A 19,157-nucleotide genomic window follows, 5' to 3' on the forward strand; every position below is an offset into this window, starting at 1 on the left:
CATCCACTTCTTCATGTGTTCTTGCCAAGCAATAATCACCTTTATATGATTTATTCGCTTTAATACCAAACATATTATAATTGCATACCGCGTTCTTTCCTCTTCCAGATTCAAGTGCAGCTTGAGCAAGGGTGATACTTGCGGGCACCCCGCTCCTACGCTCCTCATACTGAGCCATTACAGCGTACTGGATAAAAAAGGGGTCGGTCAGTGATCCAAGATTTGGTGGGATGTGCACCTCTTCTTTTTCCTCTTCTTCGCTTGGGTCTGGAACAGTAGGAACGTTACCGTTACTAGAAAAGTTTGAAGAAGCCCCCCACCCCCCTCTAAGTAAGGGCCTAGTATAACCGACTCCATTTTCGTTGAATGGTGCTATTAAAGAACCATCGAAGTTAATATTACTTAGATATAACATTTTCTTAGACAAATACTTTGGGTGATCCCCAGTAAGGTACGAAGATACCGGTGTATCCCACTTTACTTTTTGAAAAGCTTTAAAGGCTTCCTCGCTTGCCACATCCGTAAGTTTCGAAATCAGCATAACGTAGGGCTTAGGATCCGTTGCTTCTTCTCCATCAGGGATTAGTTCGTAATGTAAATGAGCACCGGTTGATCGTCCTGTGTTCCCCGATAAACCGATAATCTCTCCTTTTCTCACGACTTGTCCAGTGGTTACAAAGGCTTGGCTAAGATGCAAGTAACGGCTGCTCATAGCGATTTCCGGATCGCTGTTTTGTACGACAACATAGATACCCGCATTTTGAGTGGATTCGGCATCGGAGTTTGTTGGAAAACTTACAGTCGTTACGACTCCTTCAAAGGAACTGGCGACAGGAGTACCCTCTGGGACACCAATATCAATCCCAGAGTGAAATGACGATACTTCTCCTGTCACGGGGTGCACCCGCTTCCCATAGTCACTCGTGATTAAGTCCTCCATATCGGATGCATATATCTGTGGTGGGAGGATCTTATCACTAATGACGTTTGAACTGATCACAGCATTTGCGGAAGATACTGCGCTAGCGATGATGAAGAAAAAAAGGAAAATCGCGATACCTAAAGCTAATGCACCTAAGACATATGGATTAGTTAGCAGTTGTAGGGCCTGCTTTTTTAGCATGTCCGTACCTTTTTTTTTGAGCTTCTCTAATGCCTGGCGCTTAGCTATTTCTGCAAGACTATTACTCATGATTCGCTCCTTTAGAACCTATCAACTAGGTTTTCCGGGTTTTTGTTGTGGTGTTTGTCTAGCGATTCTAGCTTTTTGTTGAACGGATTGACTGAGACTTTCGGCCGCTTGGGTAACTGGAGCGGTTTTACGAGCACGTTGCATTGTTTTTAAATGTCTGAGCTCGTCCTCTAATCCGCTTGAAATATTTGGAGAGATTTTTTGTTTAACCTCCATAGCCACTTTTTGAACTTGTTCGGTATTGATCTGGATCTTCAGATCTTCTACAGGTCCGGAACGATTTAATGCGGTTTTAGCCTCTTCCATTTTTGTTTTAAGAGTAGAATTTTTGATGTTAACAGTCTTAATATCAAGTTTTGGCGTTACTTTCCGGTTCACTCTCACATTCTGAACGACCTCTTGCTCAACGGTTCGGGTAGAAGAGTTAACTTTAGGTAACGTAACGGACTCTGAAACCTTAGTGTTCGTATGTTGTTCTTGTTTCTTGATTTCGACATGAATACCACTACGTTGATCAATTCTCACCTTGTGCATCCTACGCTGACGAAGGGATTGCTCAGATACATTACTTGTAGACTGGAGCGGTAATATAGTCGATTTCGCCTGTTCCAGCGTTGCCTTCAGCTCTGGATTTTTGATATTGACTTGTTTCATATCCACTTGAACATCTTTACTGCGCTTAATGTTCACTTTATTCAGTGAACGTTGTTGAACGGACTGCTGGGATACATTGTTTGTCGATTGAATTGGTATGGAAGTACGCTTACTAGGTTCCATTCCAGTTCCCAATTGTCGTACATTCACAGTTTCTGCATGTACTTGTGTGCCTTTATAGCGCTTGATGTTCACTTTATTCAGTGAGCGCTGTTGAACGGACTGCTGGGCCACATCATTCGTGGATTGGAGCGGCAATATAGTTGCTCTAGCTTGTTGCATTCTAGCTTTCAGATCGGATTGTTGAACATTTACGCGTCCAACTTCCACCTTAGTGCCTGAATTACGGTTAAGGTTAACCTTATGCAGCATATTCTGTTGAACGGACTGCAGGGATGTCTTTCTTGTGGATCGGAATGGTGCTAATGCTTCCGCTCCCTGCTCCATCTTCGCCTTCAACTCTGGATTTTTGATGTTAACTTGTTGCATATCTATCTGAGTACCAGATCTGCGCTTGATGTTCACTTTGTTGAGGAGTGTTTGTTGTACAGACTGGCTAGCTACACTGCTTATTGCTTGAAGCGGCAATACAGCAGATTTTGCTTGCTGTAGATTGGCTACAAGATCCGCAGGTCTGACGTTCATTCGTCCCACTTCCACTTGCGTCCCAAACTTTCTTTGTACCCGCACCTTATGAAGCTGGCTAAGCTGGGCTGAAGTAGTCGTAGTCATGTTCGCAAGCGCTGCAGGAGTCTTCCCTACGTTACCTTCCACGGAAGAGCTAACGTTAACCCGATACTTTGCTCGTAATCGAGAAGGCATGATAGAGTAGGTATCTTCTGATAGTTTTGGATCCGCTTGGATTCTTCCAGTAAATAACCGTTTAATCTCCATTTGCTGAGTAACTTGTCTCCGCTTAAGGGTAATCGGTTTAGTCTGTTCCTTTTGATCCAAACCACCAATCAACGTCTGGTCTACAATTGTGCGACGTACTTCTTGCTTCTTAGCAAGGTTACTACTCACGGAACTGTCTGGAAGCTTCGGTAATTTTGTGAGAACAGAAGCCTGACTTACCGGACCTACGATATAAGAAGGCGGAGGAATAATGACCTTATCCTGTTTAGCTTTAATATGAGTCACATTACTATCGAGCGATTGTTTAATATTTTGGTGTAGCTGTCCTTTACGCTCCTTCATTTGCGATGCGATAGCACTTCCTGGGATTTGAGGAACGCTAGAACGGAATGATTCGGTACTGATAGGAGCGGACTTATACAATGGAGTAACTTTGGTTTGACGGTCAGCCGCATTTTTTTGATGTTTCTGTTTAGATAGGTAACTCTCCGGTAAAGCCACTACTTTCGTATTTTTGTTTGTGATTGGATCAATCTTTTGGCCAAGAGCGACTTTGCGATCGTTCATCTGACTCGTTATATTGCCAGTCGGAAGCTTCGGCATCTGCGAAACAAGGAAATCTGTACTCACGGGTGCGGCAAAATGAACAACCGGTTCAGGAATATAAATGCCTGCTGCAGGAGGAGCAATTTTACGTAAAGCTTCGTTTGCCTGAAGGAGTTTCATTTTATACTCGTTAAATTCAGGCATTTCATCAAATACCGGAGCGATAGAAGTCCGGCTATTCCGGTGCATCATGGTCTCATTTACCTTTTGAGTGGTATTCAGCCCAGCAACTTTAAACCGTGAGTCCATGTTCTTAACGAAGTCAGTGTGTTCGACTGGATTGCCTGTTACTTGTGAAGTATCGATTGCACGCTTGTACTCCACTTTATAACGCTCAAAAAGTTGGATCATACAGAAGTCGTTCACTGAAGTCTGTAGCTTATGGTTCTTATTAAGGGACTTCACTCGAGCCATTTGATTAACGGCTTCTTTCGGACGATTAACCATATGGGAAGCAGCCTGGCGGATCGCATTCTCGTTTCCGTATACGGTAGCGGCTACTTCTTGGTCGTTCATACTTTCTTGAACGCCTTGTGTTAAGACAGCCTGTTTCATATCTCCACCATCGTCTTTAATTTCTTTGAGGCGGTTCTTTTCTTCCTTCCATTCTTTGTCCATGCCACGGAATGGATTCTTTGTGCCGTTACGTAGGTTCTCATTCACTCGTTGTACATAAGGGGTGTATTGAACTTCTTCCCCTGACTCGGTGGCAATACTCTCTGCTGCTTGCTTCTCCCGCTGATAACGGAGCATCATACTAGAGCTTGTAGCGTCATTAAGGACTGTGGAAGCTTTTGAAAGTGAGCTTGGATTAAAGGTACTAGGTACACCTTCCCGCTCCTTGCTGTTAAAGATTCCACTGACTTTGTTAGCGGCAGTGTTATAAAGAGTTCTGGTTACGTTACGCTGAAAGGCATCCACAACCGTTGACTTTGCTTTAGGTATTTGTGGGATAACACCTGTAGCTTTAGAGAACACACTATTAATCTCTTCTCGGTATTTAAAAATAACAAAGATTATCACGGATTCTAGTAGGAGGCCAGTGAACCAGCCCTTTCCCCCCTTAACCGCGACCACATCATAGGTTACGTGACCCATAACGAGAGATAGATCTAAGAAAAATATAGTCATGGCGGTCGTTACTGCATAGCCGATCAGTTTAATAAATTGAGAACGAATGACGGCAATACCAGCTTCTCTACCAGGAAGTAATGAAGCTAACAAAGTAACGGACATAACAGCTGCGTGAACGATTAACTTCAGACGCATAAATATGGTCATCACCGCCCAGAAACAGAAGAAACCTAATATAAAGAGAGAAAAGATAAAATATACAAGGATGATAATCATTTGCTCTGCTGATCGAGCAGCCCCCACGCCGGGATACTTATCGGCTGCTTCAGCTAAAGCCATATCTCTTTCTCCCGAGAATGGTTTTGAAGTCAGCACCTTATCAAATAGGACGGGATCTTTTGTTGAAATTTCAGTGTTATCGAACTGTAACATCGAATAAGGACGAATGACGAGTTCATTCCAAACTTGCTCGGAGATCACAGTAACTCCGTTCTCAGCGTTTGTGTTCAACCCAGTGGCTTTTGCTAAGCCTTTGTACATCGTAGTTCCAACAGAACTTACCATTTGATTGGCCGTTTTTAAGAATGCACCGGACTGTGAAAAGAATGCTATACAAATAACCAGTGCGATAAAGAAGGATAAGGATTGTTGTAATCCATCCAGGAAGCGGGTACGCACCATTAACCAAAGGATGTAGGAAACGGTAATCATTACAGCAATACCGCCTAAGCCATCGAATAGTCCTCCAGAGGTGATAACGGCTCCATTTACACCTGTAATATTTCGGATAATGTCAGATACACTGTCTATCAGAGAGTCCATGAAGGAGAAAGTAAATGCTTCACGGGCTAGAAAGTTAAAGAAGCGGGTCAATTGTACGGATACTAGAAAACACATGGACAACATTTGGTCAAAGGCATTGACTAGACTATCCTTCGCGGCGGCACTTACTTGCCAAAAGTGATGGTCTTCAGAGACCGTTTGAAACGAATAATGAGAAACGCCATATCTGTTATACAGTGCATCTTTGTTAGTATCGCTTGGTACCATCGTATCAAGGGAATTTGCGTAAATTATGCTAGCAGGGATAGAGGCTACGATAAAAAATACTAGAACTAGACCAAGGATGATCGACAGCCGCTTACTTTTTTTGAAACCGAGCGTCGAAGCCTTTATTTTCATTGACTAGTCCTCCTCTTCCTCTGAAGATGCTGCTTCATCCATATACTGCTGGAACTGTTCCAACACGGTGAAATCAGACTCCTCCGTATCAGTTCTTGGTTCAGCAGCAACTACAGGTGGACGTGTATCGAAGCAATCAAAGAGATGCTGGAAGACAACATCGATTTGTACAAGCCCAATACGACCATAGAGATCTTGCATTAAACACTGACCATTCGCTAGATTCTTGATCATATCGATATTCTCTTGGGTATCTTCCAGTCCAAAGTAGGATAAGGTATTTTTTATCTTCTTCGTATCCTGGTCACGGAAGGCGAACTTAACGCCAATATTCCCTGCTAAATCCCCGGCAACGTCAGTTGCGTTTTGTGTGACTATGATGGCTCCGCCTTTTAAGCTTCGTCCCGTACGAACAACCATATCTGCTAGTGCCTTACCCGCTTGGGTAGAGAGTAGTGCCCATGCTTCATCCATGAGTACGAATTTAAAGATGGATCGATCATGATAGATGAATTTAGTAGCGAAGCGGGCTATAGCAAACATTAAAGCTACGCTCATCTTCTCTTCCAGTGAGTAGTTTTCAGGCAGTTTTTCTGGAGAAGGCATCTTCAGATTTTGAACTTGTAATATATTAATGGCATAGTCCATTTTGATTGTTCGTTCTCCACCCGTACCAAACAAGAGTTTTGCAAAGGAGAGGGAGTGAAAACTTTCAAGTATTTCACCCAAGATTAAGGCGTCTTCACGTGTTTTTCCCATTTCAAATAAAACCGTAATACATTTCGCGAGATAAGGCTCAGTTTCACTTGCAACTTTGTTTACTGCTTGTGAAATATAACTGTAACCACGTTCATTTGTTTTCGTGGAAGAGAGATACGCTAAAATCTCAACAGCCGCTTCTTTTGCTGTTTCAATATCGTCAAAAAACATGACAAAAGGATCAAGTTTTCCCATATCTTCTTTCGATGAGGATAGTGTGGCGACCTGAATCTGTCCAGCCAGTTCAGGTAAATCCTCTGGCCAATTGGAACGTTCCCCTTTCGGGTCAAATATTAAAGTCTTTCCTCCCAGTATGGCTGCATTCTGATATGCAAGAAGGTTAGCTAGGACGGATTTACCCCCGCCCAGTGTTCCAGTTACTGTCATACTTGGACTGCGGTTTTCTTGACTCGCAAGTGCGGGGTCGAAAAATACAGGATGATCTAGTGTACCGGTAGTTCCGATATATAATCCCTTACCATCACCCAGTACTTGGGTAGCACCTATCATTCCTGAGGCTAGTTTTTCGGGTGGTATACGCTGTATATAGTCCGAAACATAGCGCGGTGAACCGGGAATAAAGTCATTAAACAAAAGCCACTGATCACCTGCAGGTAGTTCTACTTGTACGTTACCAAAATCTCGGTAATGGTCCTGAAGGATTTTACAATTGCTCTTCAGGATGTTTAAGTCTGTATGATAAAGGCCATAGGTAACATGTGTGATAAATGTAGGGTTTTTACGCTTCTTGTACTCATCCTCTAAATATAGCGCCCGCTCTTGCTTTTCTTGCAAATCGATCGGTATATTAGCGCCTGCTTCGTGGATATTTTTGACTTGATTATCGATATCCATTTTCTTCTTACTGAGCTTTTTAATTGCCTCAACCGACTCCATAACCTCAACCTTGATACTCATTTCTACAGGAAACGGTAATGTGGCTGCACTGTAGAGCCACTCACTACCTGGCATCTCTGCACTTTCTGGTAGATCAGAAAGGACCATATATGCATGATAGATATACTGATCTTTTCCATCACAAAGTTGCTGTATTTTAATGCGTCGTGGGTGAGAACAATCCATTTCCCCTTCTGTGAGTGTGATAACCTGTCTTGAATCATAAAAGAAGGTATTTAAGCCACTGCGTATACCCTTGGTTTTTTTCGGAGACCAATGCTGCTCTTCTGTTGACCGCAAACTAGGGTCCGCAATCCCCCACCAAAAGTTTCGTTTTATGAGCCACTCCGTTGTCATAGGTGTACCTCGTGTAATTTTAAGACGGCGGGATAGACGATCAAAAATTTGTCGTTCTTTTACGAGATAACTCTGAAACTCATGCTCGAAAATTTCAGGTTCATTCATTCCTGATATATTCTCAATGGTCCGCATGGGATGGCGTATGAGTTTTTTGAGTTCTACTGCGATACTACCCACTTGTTCTAATAAATCTTTATCTTCACTTTTAGGGAGATACACGGCGATATACGGACGATAGTCCGCATTATTGGCCCCATTCTCAGTATTGTAGTTCCCTTGTAGATACTCATCCATTTCACTTACTATTTGAGTCGCACGTTTTTTCAAGGGGCCAGAAAGTCTTTTTTCTTTTAGTAGTTCATGATGTCGATGGATATCATGTGTTTTTGGCAACCAAAGGATATGAAATTGATGTGTTAATAAGGATAAAAAAGAGGTTTGGCTAATTAATCTATCTATTTTCTGCTGGTCACTTAGATGGTCGTAAATAAATGAACTGATTTCATAAATTGCCCATACCTCTTTATTGCGGTTAAAGATCAAGTTTTCTTCAAAATATGCGATTGGAAATTCAATACTGACTTTACTAGGTTTCTTCTTCGCTGGTGTTAAGAGTGATGACAAATTTTAGCCTCCTTTGAAAAAGAGAGCGTGACTATCCACGCTCTCGTTTAGTTCGAAACACAACTTTGCTTCGGTACACGTATTTTTTGTTGTGCTCTATCTTACGGTACCTATGTAGATGCTTAGGACGTATTGAGAAGAGGATCATACTATATAGCCATTTATGGGGCGCTTTCCCATCTAGTTTTTGTTTTGTGATTATCCAAGTGGATAACAATGGGAGAAAAACATAGATGTACGCTCCTGGTATGAAGAATAGTATTTTACCGAGGATAATCCAAAACACTTCAATAGCACAAAAGGTAAGAACAACACGTAGATTTGCGGGAACGGGTAACTTTTTGCCTTCTAACGCATAGATAACCCAATCCAAATTCCAAATCTTTGTGTAGTTAGATACGGTGATCCGTGGTGGATCTTGTTTTTCATTCATGCTGCATTACCCGAAGAACATAGTGAAGAATTTCCCACCCAAAGTCTTCATGGATTCCCAGTTCATGATCATCGCAAGTACAAGGGTCATAGCAAAAAAGCTAAGCATTTTCATCCAATCTCTAACGAACATAAAATAAGCACCTACACACAACAAAATCCCAGGGATAACAGCACCAACATTTTTTGTTAGCCAGTTCCCTATGTTTACTCCAGGATCAGTGGCTGCGAATGCTGGCATTGCTGCAAACATGGAAACTACGAGAAGCAGAGAAACTCGAAGTGCTATTCTATGACTTGATTTGTTTTTCTGAAACATTAATAAAAAACCCTCTCAGCGCTAATTTCATTAATTTGGTGTTGCCGTCGAACTTGATTCAGGAGCGGGACTTGCAGATGATATCGGTAAATTAGTTGGTGTCTGATCTTCATTCAATTGATGAGTTCCTACTGACAACACGTAAAACTTTCCATTTGTATCAGTGGCGTTTAATGTCCATGTATTAACAAATAATTCGCCTAGATCGTTTTTAACAATGACAGAAGCCTCAATACGATAGTAAACAGGTATGCCATCTTGTTCTGTAACCTTATACATTGCTATAGATTCAACGGTATCTAAGGTGAAGTCAGATGGAATTAAGGTATCTGGTGATGAAGCATTATCTGAGTAATAGTACTTAAGCTGGCTAACATTTCCCTCTAAATAAGTTTTAAGAAAGCTTTCTGATAGTTCCTTTCCTCTAGAAAGCAAGGACTTATCAGAAACAATATTACTGTCGTCACCATCGATTGAGGCTCCCTTTTGCTGATTGCCAATAAATCGTGGGTACGTTTCAATTAGAGGACCATCATCCGTCAGAGTAACTGGAACGACCATGTATGTTTTTTTGATAATGGTCTTTCCACTTGTTAAATTAGTCGGTGTAGCTGCACTATTAGGGACATTTGAATCTGTCCCTATTTCCAAAGGAGCTTTAGTGTTGCTCATTTCTACTTCTCTTCTAACCAAAGTAGTGATATCAAAATGTGTAGGATCGATCATTTTTGAATCATAGATTTCTGCTGAGAGTACCCGTGACTCGCCTTTAACTTCAAAAAACTTTAAGCCGGCATCTTGATCGATGTTAATTATGAATTTGCTAATACGATTGATGCGGTCATTTGCATTAGTGGTATTCCAGGTAAAATACTCTGTGGCAAAATCTGTTGCGAAGCCTTTTACTGAATCAGAGATTGTGGGTGAATTGCTTTCAACGTTGGTCACTTTTTCAATGATTTGTGGTCCTCGTGCGAAAGATACCATTCCTCTAATCAGTATAAATAAACAAAAAGTCCAAAAGAGAATTCGTAAAGCCCTCTTAGGTGCCATGGTTTTTGGTGCACGCGGTTTAATCGACTTGTCTGATTTCAATTTCTTTTTTTTCTCTTCTTTTGAGGCTTCAAGAATCTCAGCCTCATCAGACTCTGCTTTTTTTTTGTTTTTTGAGAACAATCCCAAAACGAGATCACCTGCCTAAGAGGATTTTTTGTTTTTTTTACCAAAACTTAAAGAAATAATAAATATCACTACAAAAACAAGGATTAAAGCATGTTTTGTATCTAAGACCATCAACCAGCGCCAACTATCTTGAATTCTCGCCCACAACCCTGGGATTTCATTTACGATTGCGTTTGAGGAATAATCAATGATCTCTGCTACTTTTTCATGAGAATCACTTGGGGTCGTTGGCTGCTCCGTAACAGTTGGAGTTGGTAATGGCGTAGTTGTAGCAATAGCGGGTGGATCAGAAGCAGAATTATCCAATTTGCTAGGACTACGAATTAGTAGTACTGCAGCTATTAGAATGAAAAGTACACTCACACAGGCAATAGCTACTTTTTTGTTTTTTGTCATTCATTCACCTCCGATTATAGTATATATATTAATTAACTAATATGATATCTAATATATATACTAACATAATAGTATATTGTGTTGTACATGGTAAATATAAAAAAGACGAGGTTGTCAACTGTGGACAATTCTCGTCTTTTTTATGTTTACTCTTTTCGAATGGTTATAAAAATAATCAATTAATTTTCTAATAGGTATCATTGATCCCCTATTCAGTTGGAATTAATTTTTCATAAGAAGAAATTATGTCACCAATATCTCTACCTGTAAAAACCCTGTGCTTTTCTCCAAACACTTTTTTTGCAGCTTTCTCAATGTTATGGAGCCGGGTGTTATAGATGGCATCGGGAACAACAAATGCAATGATCCCCTCTCTTATTATTTTATTGCTGGAGATTTTTAGAACGTTATTATATCGAGCAAGTTTGTTTTCAATTGAAACTTGATCTGAAAAAAAAGGAGATCGTTGAACTGGCTCAGTAGATCTGTCTAATTCTACATAGAATAATTGCTCCCCTATTCTCAACACTGCATCTGGACGAACTGTAATTGTCTCGGCATCATCTTGAACAGCCAATGATGGGTACCAGTCCCAGTCATGAAACTGTTTTAAATCACTTTCTTCATTCATCCATTTATAGCGGAGGTCTAGATAGACCTTTGCTAATTCCCAGAAGTGTTGCTTTTTCGCTCTCTCCATATCTAATTCATGTTTAGAAAGCCTATTCTCTTCTAATATTCCTCTTTTCATTTCAACAACTTTTAAACCACGGGAACTAAGATAATACCAAGACTCACCGAGAATTTCGTTTTTTCTTTTATGTACAGGTAGATTAGAAGAATCAGGGTTGAAATTTGAAGATTCTATCAATCCTCTATCTTTCAAACGTTTAATTGTTCTTCTAGTAGCTATGATTGCTCTTTTTTGATTTTTTATATCCAACTCATTCCTTACTTCATTTGTAGCTAATGTGTATTCAGGATAATGAAATTGAGTTGTGTCTAGAAAATATATATTTATCGCTGTTGATTGGGGCATGCATCTGCAAAAGTAGAGATCAGTTAAGAGATTCCATTCACGTGCTGTTATTAGATCAATTACCTCTCCTATTGATAAATCGCCCTTCGGTGTCCTTTTATTTTTCTGCTCATCTTTTTTTCCTGAGGACTCATTATTAGCTGCCATAATCTTCTCTCCTTTATTTATCCATGAGTGGGCTGGGGTTGAAAATCATAAGGGTGGTTAAACCGTATTAGTCGCGTTTTTAAAATTGAGTTAAACCCTTATATGAAAAGGAATGTTTAGAAAATCCCTTAATTTAACTTGCCAACATATTAATTAACATACAACACAACATAAAGCTTTACAAAAACGAATTTTAAAAACATTAAAGGTCTTTACATTTGGTATTTGAAAAATTATACATAAAGCATTACGTGCGACACTTATTAAAATTCGAAAAATTCCTTTAGAATAAGTGTCTGTTAGAGCCTATCAAGTTAATACAAAAATAATTGAATTCGACTACTATGTATTGAGATCTATCAAGACAAATCAGTATGAATTACTCGAAATTACTAGTCGAAGTCTTGGGTTATTAATAACTAGAATTAACAGTAGTTTCTCATTTCAATTATCATCTAATAATAGGAATTCAATCTAAGTAGCAGAAAAAGATTCGGAATCATTCGGATATACTAATCATATTATTACAAGATTAGTATCAGATAAGAATAATTCAGCTGTTTCAATGAGATATAATTGAATTTTCACCAAACGGAGTATATTATGGTGGAAAAATCGTGAAATTATTATTACTTAATACGTATTTAATTAATAAAAGATTAGTATGTTATTAAGATTTAATTATTTTTCTATATGTACAATGGTATGACAACATCGTTATTTAATTTGACTAAAGGTGAACTTACTACTATAATTTTCTTTAGAGACTATGTAAATTATGGGAGGAATGATTATATGAAATTTCAGTTCAATGTGGGTAATGACCTAGGTAATAGCGAACAAGATATTTATGTAGATGGAAAGCTAGTACAGCAGCCCAACGTTTTTTCTATAGCTGGACAAATCCCTTGGGTAGATGACGATACTGATGTTGTGAAAAATTTGAAAAATATCTATGATAATCTAGCTGTTTCTATTATTGCTACTGCGGGCATCCCTACGGGCCTTTACCTTATTGGGAAACATGCTTTAAAAACAAATGGAGAAAATGTAACTAATCTCTACGTAAAAGGAAATAATTCTAAAGCAAATCAAACGGTGCCTTATGTTAATACATTAGGTGTTATTGCTGCTCGTGCTGTAGAAAAAGCAAATGAACAAGGTGAGTTACCTAATGAGATCAGTGTGGATGTTGATATGGCAACAGCCCTTCCCGTTAAGCAACATACACCATCGAATATCCAAACACTTCAGGGTAACTTCTTAAATAGTACGCACAATGTTACAGTTCATTTAGGCCTTACTAAAAAAGTTCTTGTAAAGATTAATTTTATCTATGTACATGTATTGCAAGAGGGATCACCTGCAGTGTTTTCACTTCAGATGAACTCTAGTGGAGCTTGGCGCACAGCTGGATATCAAGGTAATAATGATGAGAAAAACCCTATTTTTTCTGAATTCGGAAATACATATAGCATAGAAAATATCGATGGCAGTTACTTTGATGGGAAAAACATCCTCCATCTTGATTGTGGTGATGGTACTACTGATACACCATTTACTAGAGGTGATTCGGTAGACAAAGATTTTGGGAGTGGCGTGAATCATGGAGTAGGACATGCAATCGATCCTGCAACTAACGATTTATTAGCTTTAGCACCTCATGCTTTTAACTCAGTATCAAGACAGCAATATAGTGAGATATTGAAATCTCAATTCACATCAAGAAAACATAAGTTCTTAAATGAAGCCCTTCAAGCATTCGGGCCACATATAGATAATCAAGTAGCGCAGATCATGAAGCATGTAAGTGATCAAACTTTAATAATTGGAACAAATGATATCGATATTATTGTCGTTTATGGTGGCGGTAGCATATTAATGAAGGATAAACTTTATCCTAAACTTAAGGAACTCGCTGATAGATTGAGAATTCAGCTACTATATGTACCGAAAGAATATGCAATTACATTAAATGCTGAAGGTTTAGACTTCTTCGTAAAGAGCCCTATTTATGCAGCTTTAAAAGAAGCAAATATGAATACAGTAAAAGGTATTAAAACTAACACAAAGAATTCTAACAAGGAAGTTGCGGCTACAAACGAATAGTTTGGGGTCCTCCCTACTTATAACATTGATTACTTCTTGAGGGGGTGAACCAGAGATGAGGAAAACAGATGCACAGAGAGGAAAAGCTGCTGCATTTAAGCTCAGAGAGGACGAAGAAGAATTGGTTCTTCAATGGATTAATGCACAGTCAGTATATGGAGATTCGATGCGTTATCTCATTCAGAAAGATATAGCCGAAAATGGAATAAGAAATCTCCAGCAGTTCGTTCCTCGTTCAAGAGATATTGAATCGATTAAAAGACAGTTGATGGAAAACAATACGAATCAATCCGGTTTAAAACCTATTGAATTACCTTCCATCGAGAATGAGAATAAGGGTAGTAATAATAATTTCACTACCTACAGTGAAATTGATAAGAATAAAGATAGTGATTCTTTTATAAAGGATACAAATTTGAGTGAACCTGAAAACACTCACTCTACTAATACTGAGATTGAAAATCGTCCTGCAGGAAAAACTTTCAGCAACGATGTAATAAGCTCATATCAGAGTTAGTTATTTTGAAAAAAAGCCCTTCATCATTATGATGAAGGGCTTTTTTCTTTTCTAAAAATAGAAACCTGGTATTAATTCTTAAGAAAAGTTAATTAGGCCTGAAATAAAAGGGTTCGTTGTTTCATCGTAATTGATCTTACATTGCTGTTTTCCTAATAAGTATTTTAAAGAGATATCATTATCATTTTTTGACTAAGCTTAGAAAGCGGCGGCAAAGATGAACGAGAAAATAAATCTATAGATTAGCGCTGTGCTGTTAACTACACTCTCTGATAGCGGAGTACCCTGAAAGTGTGTCACTGTCATCGATCTTGGGCTGTTGCTGCCGGAGCTTGACTATCTACTCATACCGCTCACGGATCTTCGGTATTTACTCCTCACGTAACTTTTCGGACCTCTCAGTTGGCAAACGATTAAGCTCCTCTTTCTGTTCCGGGCTGACCTTATAAAGTTTCGTCGTTATGATATCGCCTATTTCATAAACTGTTTTCGATTTCTCTAGAACCTGGTTCTCCTTGTCCATGTTCGATCTCTTTGTTTCTCTCTTTTCTATTATTTCGTCTGTCTGGCCTTATTATAATTCCAAACCATTTCAACTACCTTTACGTAACGGCTGCTAAGTTATAATAGCCTCTGCTTTACGTTATCTAGTCCGTTAATGTATCTTCCTTAGTCTAACTCTTGTTTTAATAGAATGTACATTTTCATTAGAATCTAATACTAATTAGATTATTATATTATTATTACTATATCATTATAAAGTACAATTAAGTGTTTATCATGGATTTGAGTTGAATGTTTTTATAAGTGTGACTTTGAATTACTCTGAATCACCCCTGTAATTCAGAGTAATTCAGCAAAATAATAATACCTATTAAAATGTGCTGAAGTAGATTAATACGCATTAATATAGATTGATACGACTTGAAGTGTATTTTTACGAAAAATAGCTGAATTATGACACTAATTCAGATTAATTCGGGGCTTTACTAATTCGAATTAATACAAATTAATTCGAATTAGTCTGAGTAAGCGTGAATTGAAACATACTAATTTACTTTGAAATCTATTGGATTTTACTATTTATTTGTTAATGGATATTGTAAAATGTAGTTATGAGAATTTGGGGAAGGAGTGTTGTGTGAATGGAGTACGAATTTAGTGATATCCGGACAAAGGAAGAAGTAGAAGAAGCCAGCAAAGAAGAAATGAGAGAGCTATTAATTGAAACATTTGATAATGTATCAGTTCTCTATGAAATTTATAAAAGACGATCGTGGTTAGATAAATTGTTCACAGATAATATCTTAAGTATGGATAAGGATGCACTCTATGTATCCAATCAAGTGGCAACTATTTGTGAAACTCAAACTTATATGATTAATAACAGACGACGAGAACTGTTAGATTATATCAATCCCATTTCTATGGGAGAAGGTAGTAGTAAAACCTTTAAGCATAATTATATATCTGTGTTTAAGATGAAAATGATTATAGGTCTTACAGGTGAAGGATCCGAATATACGGTCCCACAATTAAAAGAAATTATCTATAGTGGGGGGAAACCCACAACTACGACTAATAAGTCTGAAGAACCAACGAGTAGTGATCAAATGTTTCAAATGATGCAGAAAATGAAGAGATTTGAGAAGTTTCTAGATATGATCGAGTCAGATGAGTTTTTTAAAGAAATAGATAGAAGAGTTCAAGTTACTACTGATAAATTATTGAAAGAATCATCAAGTGATGATGAAGTGCATGAAAAGATAATCAAACTATTTGACAAAATTGCATACGGTAACGAGTCTGTACCTATTAAAGAAGAGCTTTTTAAAGAGTTCGACTCTCTTTTGGAATTATATCCAAAGCAATCGTACTCAATAAATATGTATAAAACCGCTGCAGATGAAAAAATCACGAGATTTAAGCAAGATGAACGAGAATTACATGTGCAAAAAGTTAAAGGAACTATTGCCGATTTAATTGAAAAATACTCAGTATCGAATAGTGATAACGAAAGAGATACTATAAAGAATCAATTATCGAGACTATCAGACCAAAATCCAGACATGAGTTTTGATATTAGAATGTGGCTATCTACACTTTCAAAAGAAAAAGCAAAAAAAGGCTTGCTGAGCCGGTTCTTCTCTAACTAAAAATAGCATCTATCCATTCTCAAGTTGAGTAATTGGAAAGATGCTGTTTTTTATTATATATATTAATATTATATTTATGTATTATATATACTAATAAAGGGGGAATATATATTGAAGTTTTTTGGAATGATCCTCGGAGGGATATTATCAGCGTTTGGTCATATGTTTGGTTTTATATTCAAAAATGTTTACATTGAGATAAGAAGATTCAGTATGGATCCTGCGAACAAAAATACATTATGGAATATCCAGGCGTTTTTATTACTTGGATTCTTCATGATAAACTTCTTTTGGTTAATCGGTAAGTACCAAGATCAATTTTATGGGCTATCGGATCCCGTATTTTACAGAGCAATCCCACTTTTAATCCCATGTTTCTTGGGACATATCATTTACTCGTGTCCAATTTTATTTAAGAATAATTACTCCAAACCAATTATTCAAACATTCCTCAATGGATTAAGCAGCCTGGCTTTAGGACAAATAATAATGAGATTTCTCCCCTATACAATGGGACTGATAATCACTGTAGTGATTTTTATTGCTGTAATTACTTTTACTTTGTATTACACATTGCATTTTAATGTGAAATCAACAACTTTTCATAAATTAACAGCTGCTGTTGAACAATCTGAAATAAGCTCCTCCAAAAATAACAGGAATAAATCAGTTTTGAACATGGTGAAGAGGAAAGACAGTATTTCAGAAGAAGAATTATATGAATTTGACGGAATAGGTCTGAATAAAGAAGGTTGTCTATCTCACTTTAGATATTATTCTGAAGAATGTCGTTTAGATTTATTTCATACAATTCCTACGAAAGAGCGCCAAAGTCAGCAGATGTCCCTTAATAGGAATGATCGAGCACAACATGAGCAAATATTAGGGGGAACTGGCGCTGGTAAAACGGTATTAGCAACAAATTTAATCGTACAAGATTTGTTGAATGATTATATTGGTAGTACGATTATTGAACCAAAGGGATCTCTTATCAATCGTCTAGCACACTTTTTGACACGTGTTGGAAGACCATTTCGTAGGTTAGACCCACAATGCGAGACTACAGATTGTCTGAATCCTCTCTTTGTTCCAGAAGGAGAAGATATCGAACCAATGATAGAAGCAAATGTATCAGCTTTTCATGGTTATCTCGGACCAGATGCTGATATATTTTTCAAAAATAGATCAACTAATCTAATGAGGGTTTGTATAAAAGCGCTTAAGTTAGCTTATGGTAATAATTGTGGATACAATGAATTAGACCGTTTAGTACAACCTATGAATGATGATTATAGAGCAGAGGTCTTATCTGTAATTATTGAAAAGGGTTTTGAGAAACAAGTAGGCTTATTAAGAGAATACACTCGTAACATGGCTGCTAACGAAAAGACTAGAGAATACACAGAAAAAACCAACTCAAATCTTTATGATTATCTTACGATGTTAACTAGTAATAGGCATATACAAAAAATTCTTTGTGGACCGTCTACTTTTAATATTGATGATTCAATAAAAAACGGTGAGATAATTTTGGTTAATGGAGCTTATGGAACCTTACAAACTTTGACATATACGGTTGGGCGTTTGTTTATAAATCTCGTAAGAGCAAGTACCTTCAGACGTGATATTAAAGGTGAAATTCGACCACATCAAATAACGATCGATGAGATTGAAATGTTTGCCGACGAAGAATTCTCAACATTCTTAGAAATGGCAAGAGAATTCGAAGTTTTTGTTCGAGTAATTCATCAAGGAAATGAACAGTTAAATGATGTAAGCAAAAGATTAGGTGCAATGGTAAAACAAAATGCAGTGCAGAAATATCTTCTAGCAGGATTAGAGAATGAAGATGCGGATTATTACGCTAGTATGATTGGTGAATTTTATGAGATAGGACAGAGTAGTGGGACTGATGAGATGTCTACAACAGGGTTTAAAACACAAATAAAGGAGGAAAAGCGGTTTAAAGTACTACCGTCTGAAATATTACACCTAAAAGGATATAATCCAGAAACAGGTGAATCAGGCGAGTGTCTCTTCCGTCAGGTACATAACAATGTACGGTTAGAACCGGTTAAGGGATTATTTAAACCACTTCCTAGGGTATTATTTAGCCCTTTAGTTTCTGAAAAGATCGAGGATGATAATAATTTGGTAGATGAAGAACTTTACTCAAGTGATGATTTTGAGGATTTGCATGATAATGAAACGTCAAATGTAGAAAATGAACAACAGATTATTTTAGAAAAACTTAAAAAGAAGGCAAGTGATAAGAGAAGGGATGAAAATGAAAGTGAAAGTGTGAAAATAAATGATACCTTAAATATTGATGGCACAGAGATGACGGAGAAAAATGTAATTAGAAATCCTTTATGGGATAGTGAAGAAGATGTTACTGATTCAACGAGTGAAGAAATGGGAGTTGAAACTACTAAACTAAATGTGACATATAAACCAGCTGGTATCGATGACAAAACTTTGCTAGTAGCACAGAAAATTAGAAAGATCTCTGAAGAGGCTAGGAATAAACAATAAATAATAACCTAAAAAAGTATAATCTGAAAATACATTAGAGGATATTTTCTTAATATCTATATGTTAACTACTGATTGGATCTTAAGAGTTAATTAATGTTTACTAGAATAAAAAAAGCAAAG

13 protein-coding genes are annotated in these 19,157 nt (G+C 37.7%); 4 read left to right on the forward strand and 9 right to left on the reverse strand.

The genetic code is table 11. The annotated features are described in order from the left end of the window. The 8 genes from MKX60_RS29230 to MKX60_RS29265 all read right to left on the reverse strand — a co-directional run. Positions 1–1,192, reverse strand: a 1,192-nt coding sequence (locus MKX60_RS29230; protein ID WP_341061738.1) for a peptidoglycan DD-metalloendopeptidase family protein, incomplete at its 3' end; no start/stop codon positions are given. Positions 1,193–1,213: 21 nt separating this feature from the next. After that, positions 1,214–5,563 (reverse strand): CD3337/EF1877 family mobilome membrane protein, encoded by a 4,350-nt coding sequence (locus MKX60_RS29235; protein WP_341061740.1) that lies wholly within the window; start codon positions 5,561–5,563, stop codon positions 1,214–1,216. A 3-nt stretch (positions 5,564–5,566) separates the two neighbouring features. Beyond that, positions 5,567–8,203, reverse strand: coding sequence for an ATP-binding protein (locus MKX60_RS29240; RefSeq protein ID WP_341061741.1), 2,637 nt, complete (start codon positions 8,201–8,203; stop codon positions 5,567–5,569). Positions 8,204–8,234: 31 nt separating this feature from the next. Further along, on the reverse strand, positions 8,235–8,636 hold the full coding sequence (locus tag MKX60_RS29245; protein WP_341061742.1) for a TcpE family conjugal transfer membrane protein: 402 nt from the start codon (positions 8,634–8,636) through the stop codon (positions 8,235–8,237). 6 nt (positions 8,637–8,642) lie between these two features. Further along, positions 8,643–8,954, reverse strand: coding sequence for a hypothetical protein (locus MKX60_RS29250; RefSeq protein ID WP_341061743.1), 312 nt, complete (start codon positions 8,952–8,954; stop codon positions 8,643–8,645). A 30-nt stretch (positions 8,955–8,984) separates the two neighbouring features. Further along, positions 8,985–10,136, reverse strand: coding sequence for a conjugal transfer protein (locus MKX60_RS29255; RefSeq protein WP_341061745.1), 1,152 nt, complete (start codon positions 10,134–10,136; stop codon positions 8,985–8,987). 15 nt (positions 10,137–10,151) lie between these two features. Next, positions 10,152–10,532, reverse strand: a complete 381-nt coding sequence (locus tag MKX60_RS29260) for a hypothetical protein (RefSeq protein WP_341061746.1) — start codon at positions 10,530–10,532, stop codon at positions 10,152–10,154. Between the two features lie 208 nt (positions 10,533–10,740). Further along, positions 10,741–11,718 carry a replication-relaxation family protein gene (locus tag MKX60_RS29265; protein ID WP_179087389.1) on the reverse strand — a complete coding sequence of 326 codons (978 nt, stop codon included), beginning with the start codon at positions 11,716–11,718 and terminating at the stop codon, positions 10,741–10,743. Positions 11,719–12,513: 795 nt separating this feature from the next. Here MKX60_RS29265 and MKX60_RS29270 point away from each other — a divergent pair. Then, positions 12,514–13,827 (forward strand): ParM/StbA family protein, encoded by a 1,314-nt coding sequence (locus MKX60_RS29270; RefSeq protein WP_341061747.1) that lies wholly within the window; start codon positions 12,514–12,516, stop codon positions 13,825–13,827. A 55-nt stretch (positions 13,828–13,882) separates the two neighbouring features. Further along, positions 13,883–14,344, forward strand: a complete 462-nt coding sequence (locus MKX60_RS29275) for a hypothetical protein (RefSeq protein ID WP_341061748.1) — start codon at positions 13,883–13,885, stop codon at positions 14,342–14,344. A 370-nt stretch (positions 14,345–14,714) separates the two neighbouring features. Here MKX60_RS29275 and MKX60_RS29280 read toward each other — a convergent pair whose 3' ends face one another. Beyond that, positions 14,715–14,867 (reverse strand): hypothetical protein, encoded by a 153-nt coding sequence (locus tag MKX60_RS29280; RefSeq protein ID WP_341061749.1) that lies wholly within the window; start codon positions 14,865–14,867, stop codon positions 14,715–14,717. 622 nt (positions 14,868–15,489) lie between these two features. Here MKX60_RS29280 and MKX60_RS29285 point away from each other — a divergent pair. Together MKX60_RS29285 and MKX60_RS29290 are read left to right on the forward strand one after the other, a co-directional pair. Beyond that, the gene (locus MKX60_RS29285; protein ID WP_341061750.1) at positions 15,490–16,500 is read left to right on the forward strand and encodes a hypothetical protein; all 1,011 of its coding nucleotides are present in this window, start codon (positions 15,490–15,492) and stop codon (positions 16,498–16,500) included. Positions 16,501–16,611: 111 nt separating this feature from the next. Further along, positions 16,612–19,035, forward strand: a complete 2,424-nt coding sequence (locus MKX60_RS29290) for a type IV secretory system conjugative DNA transfer family protein (RefSeq protein WP_341061751.1) — start codon at positions 16,612–16,614, stop codon at positions 19,033–19,035. Positions 19,036–19,157 lie beyond the last annotated feature (122 nt).

This window comes from Paenibacillus sp. FSL R5-0914, assembly GCF_038004525.1.
GTDB lineage: Bacteria > Bacillota > Bacilli > Paenibacillales > Paenibacillaceae > Paenibacillus_AQ.

Coding starts and splice junctions, on each gene's coding strand:
- MKX60_RS29265 (WP_179087389.1), bottom strand. CDS start 11,718: ATGGCAGCTAATAATGAGTCCTCAGGAAAAAAAGATGAGCAGAAAAAT.
- MKX60_RS29245 (WP_341061742.1), bottom strand. CDS start 8,636: ATGAATGAAAAACAAGATCCACCACGGATCACCGTATCTAACTACACA.
- MKX60_RS29285 (WP_341061750.1), top strand. CDS start 15,490: ATGGAGTACGAATTTAGTGATATCCGGACAAAGGAAGAAGTAGAAGAA.
- MKX60_RS29250 (WP_341061743.1), bottom strand. CDS start 8,954: ATGTTTCAGAAAAACAAATCAAGTCATAGAATAGCACTTCGAGTTTCT.
- MKX60_RS29235 (WP_341061740.1), bottom strand. CDS start 5,563: ATGAAAATAAAGGCTTCGACGCTCGGTTTCAAAAAAAGTAAGCGGCTG.
- MKX60_RS29260 (WP_341061746.1), bottom strand. CDS start 10,532: ATGACAAAAAACAAAAAAGTAGCTATTGCCTGTGTGAGTGTACTTTTC.
- MKX60_RS29270 (WP_341061747.1), top strand. CDS start 12,514: ATGAAATTTCAGTTCAATGTGGGTAATGACCTAGGTAATAGCGAACAA.
- MKX60_RS29275 (WP_341061748.1), top strand. CDS start 13,883: ATGAGGAAAACAGATGCACAGAGAGGAAAAGCTGCTGCATTTAAGCTC.
- MKX60_RS29280 (WP_341061749.1), bottom strand. CDS start 14,867: ATGGACAAGGAGAACCAGGTTCTAGAGAAATCGAAAACAGTTTATGAA.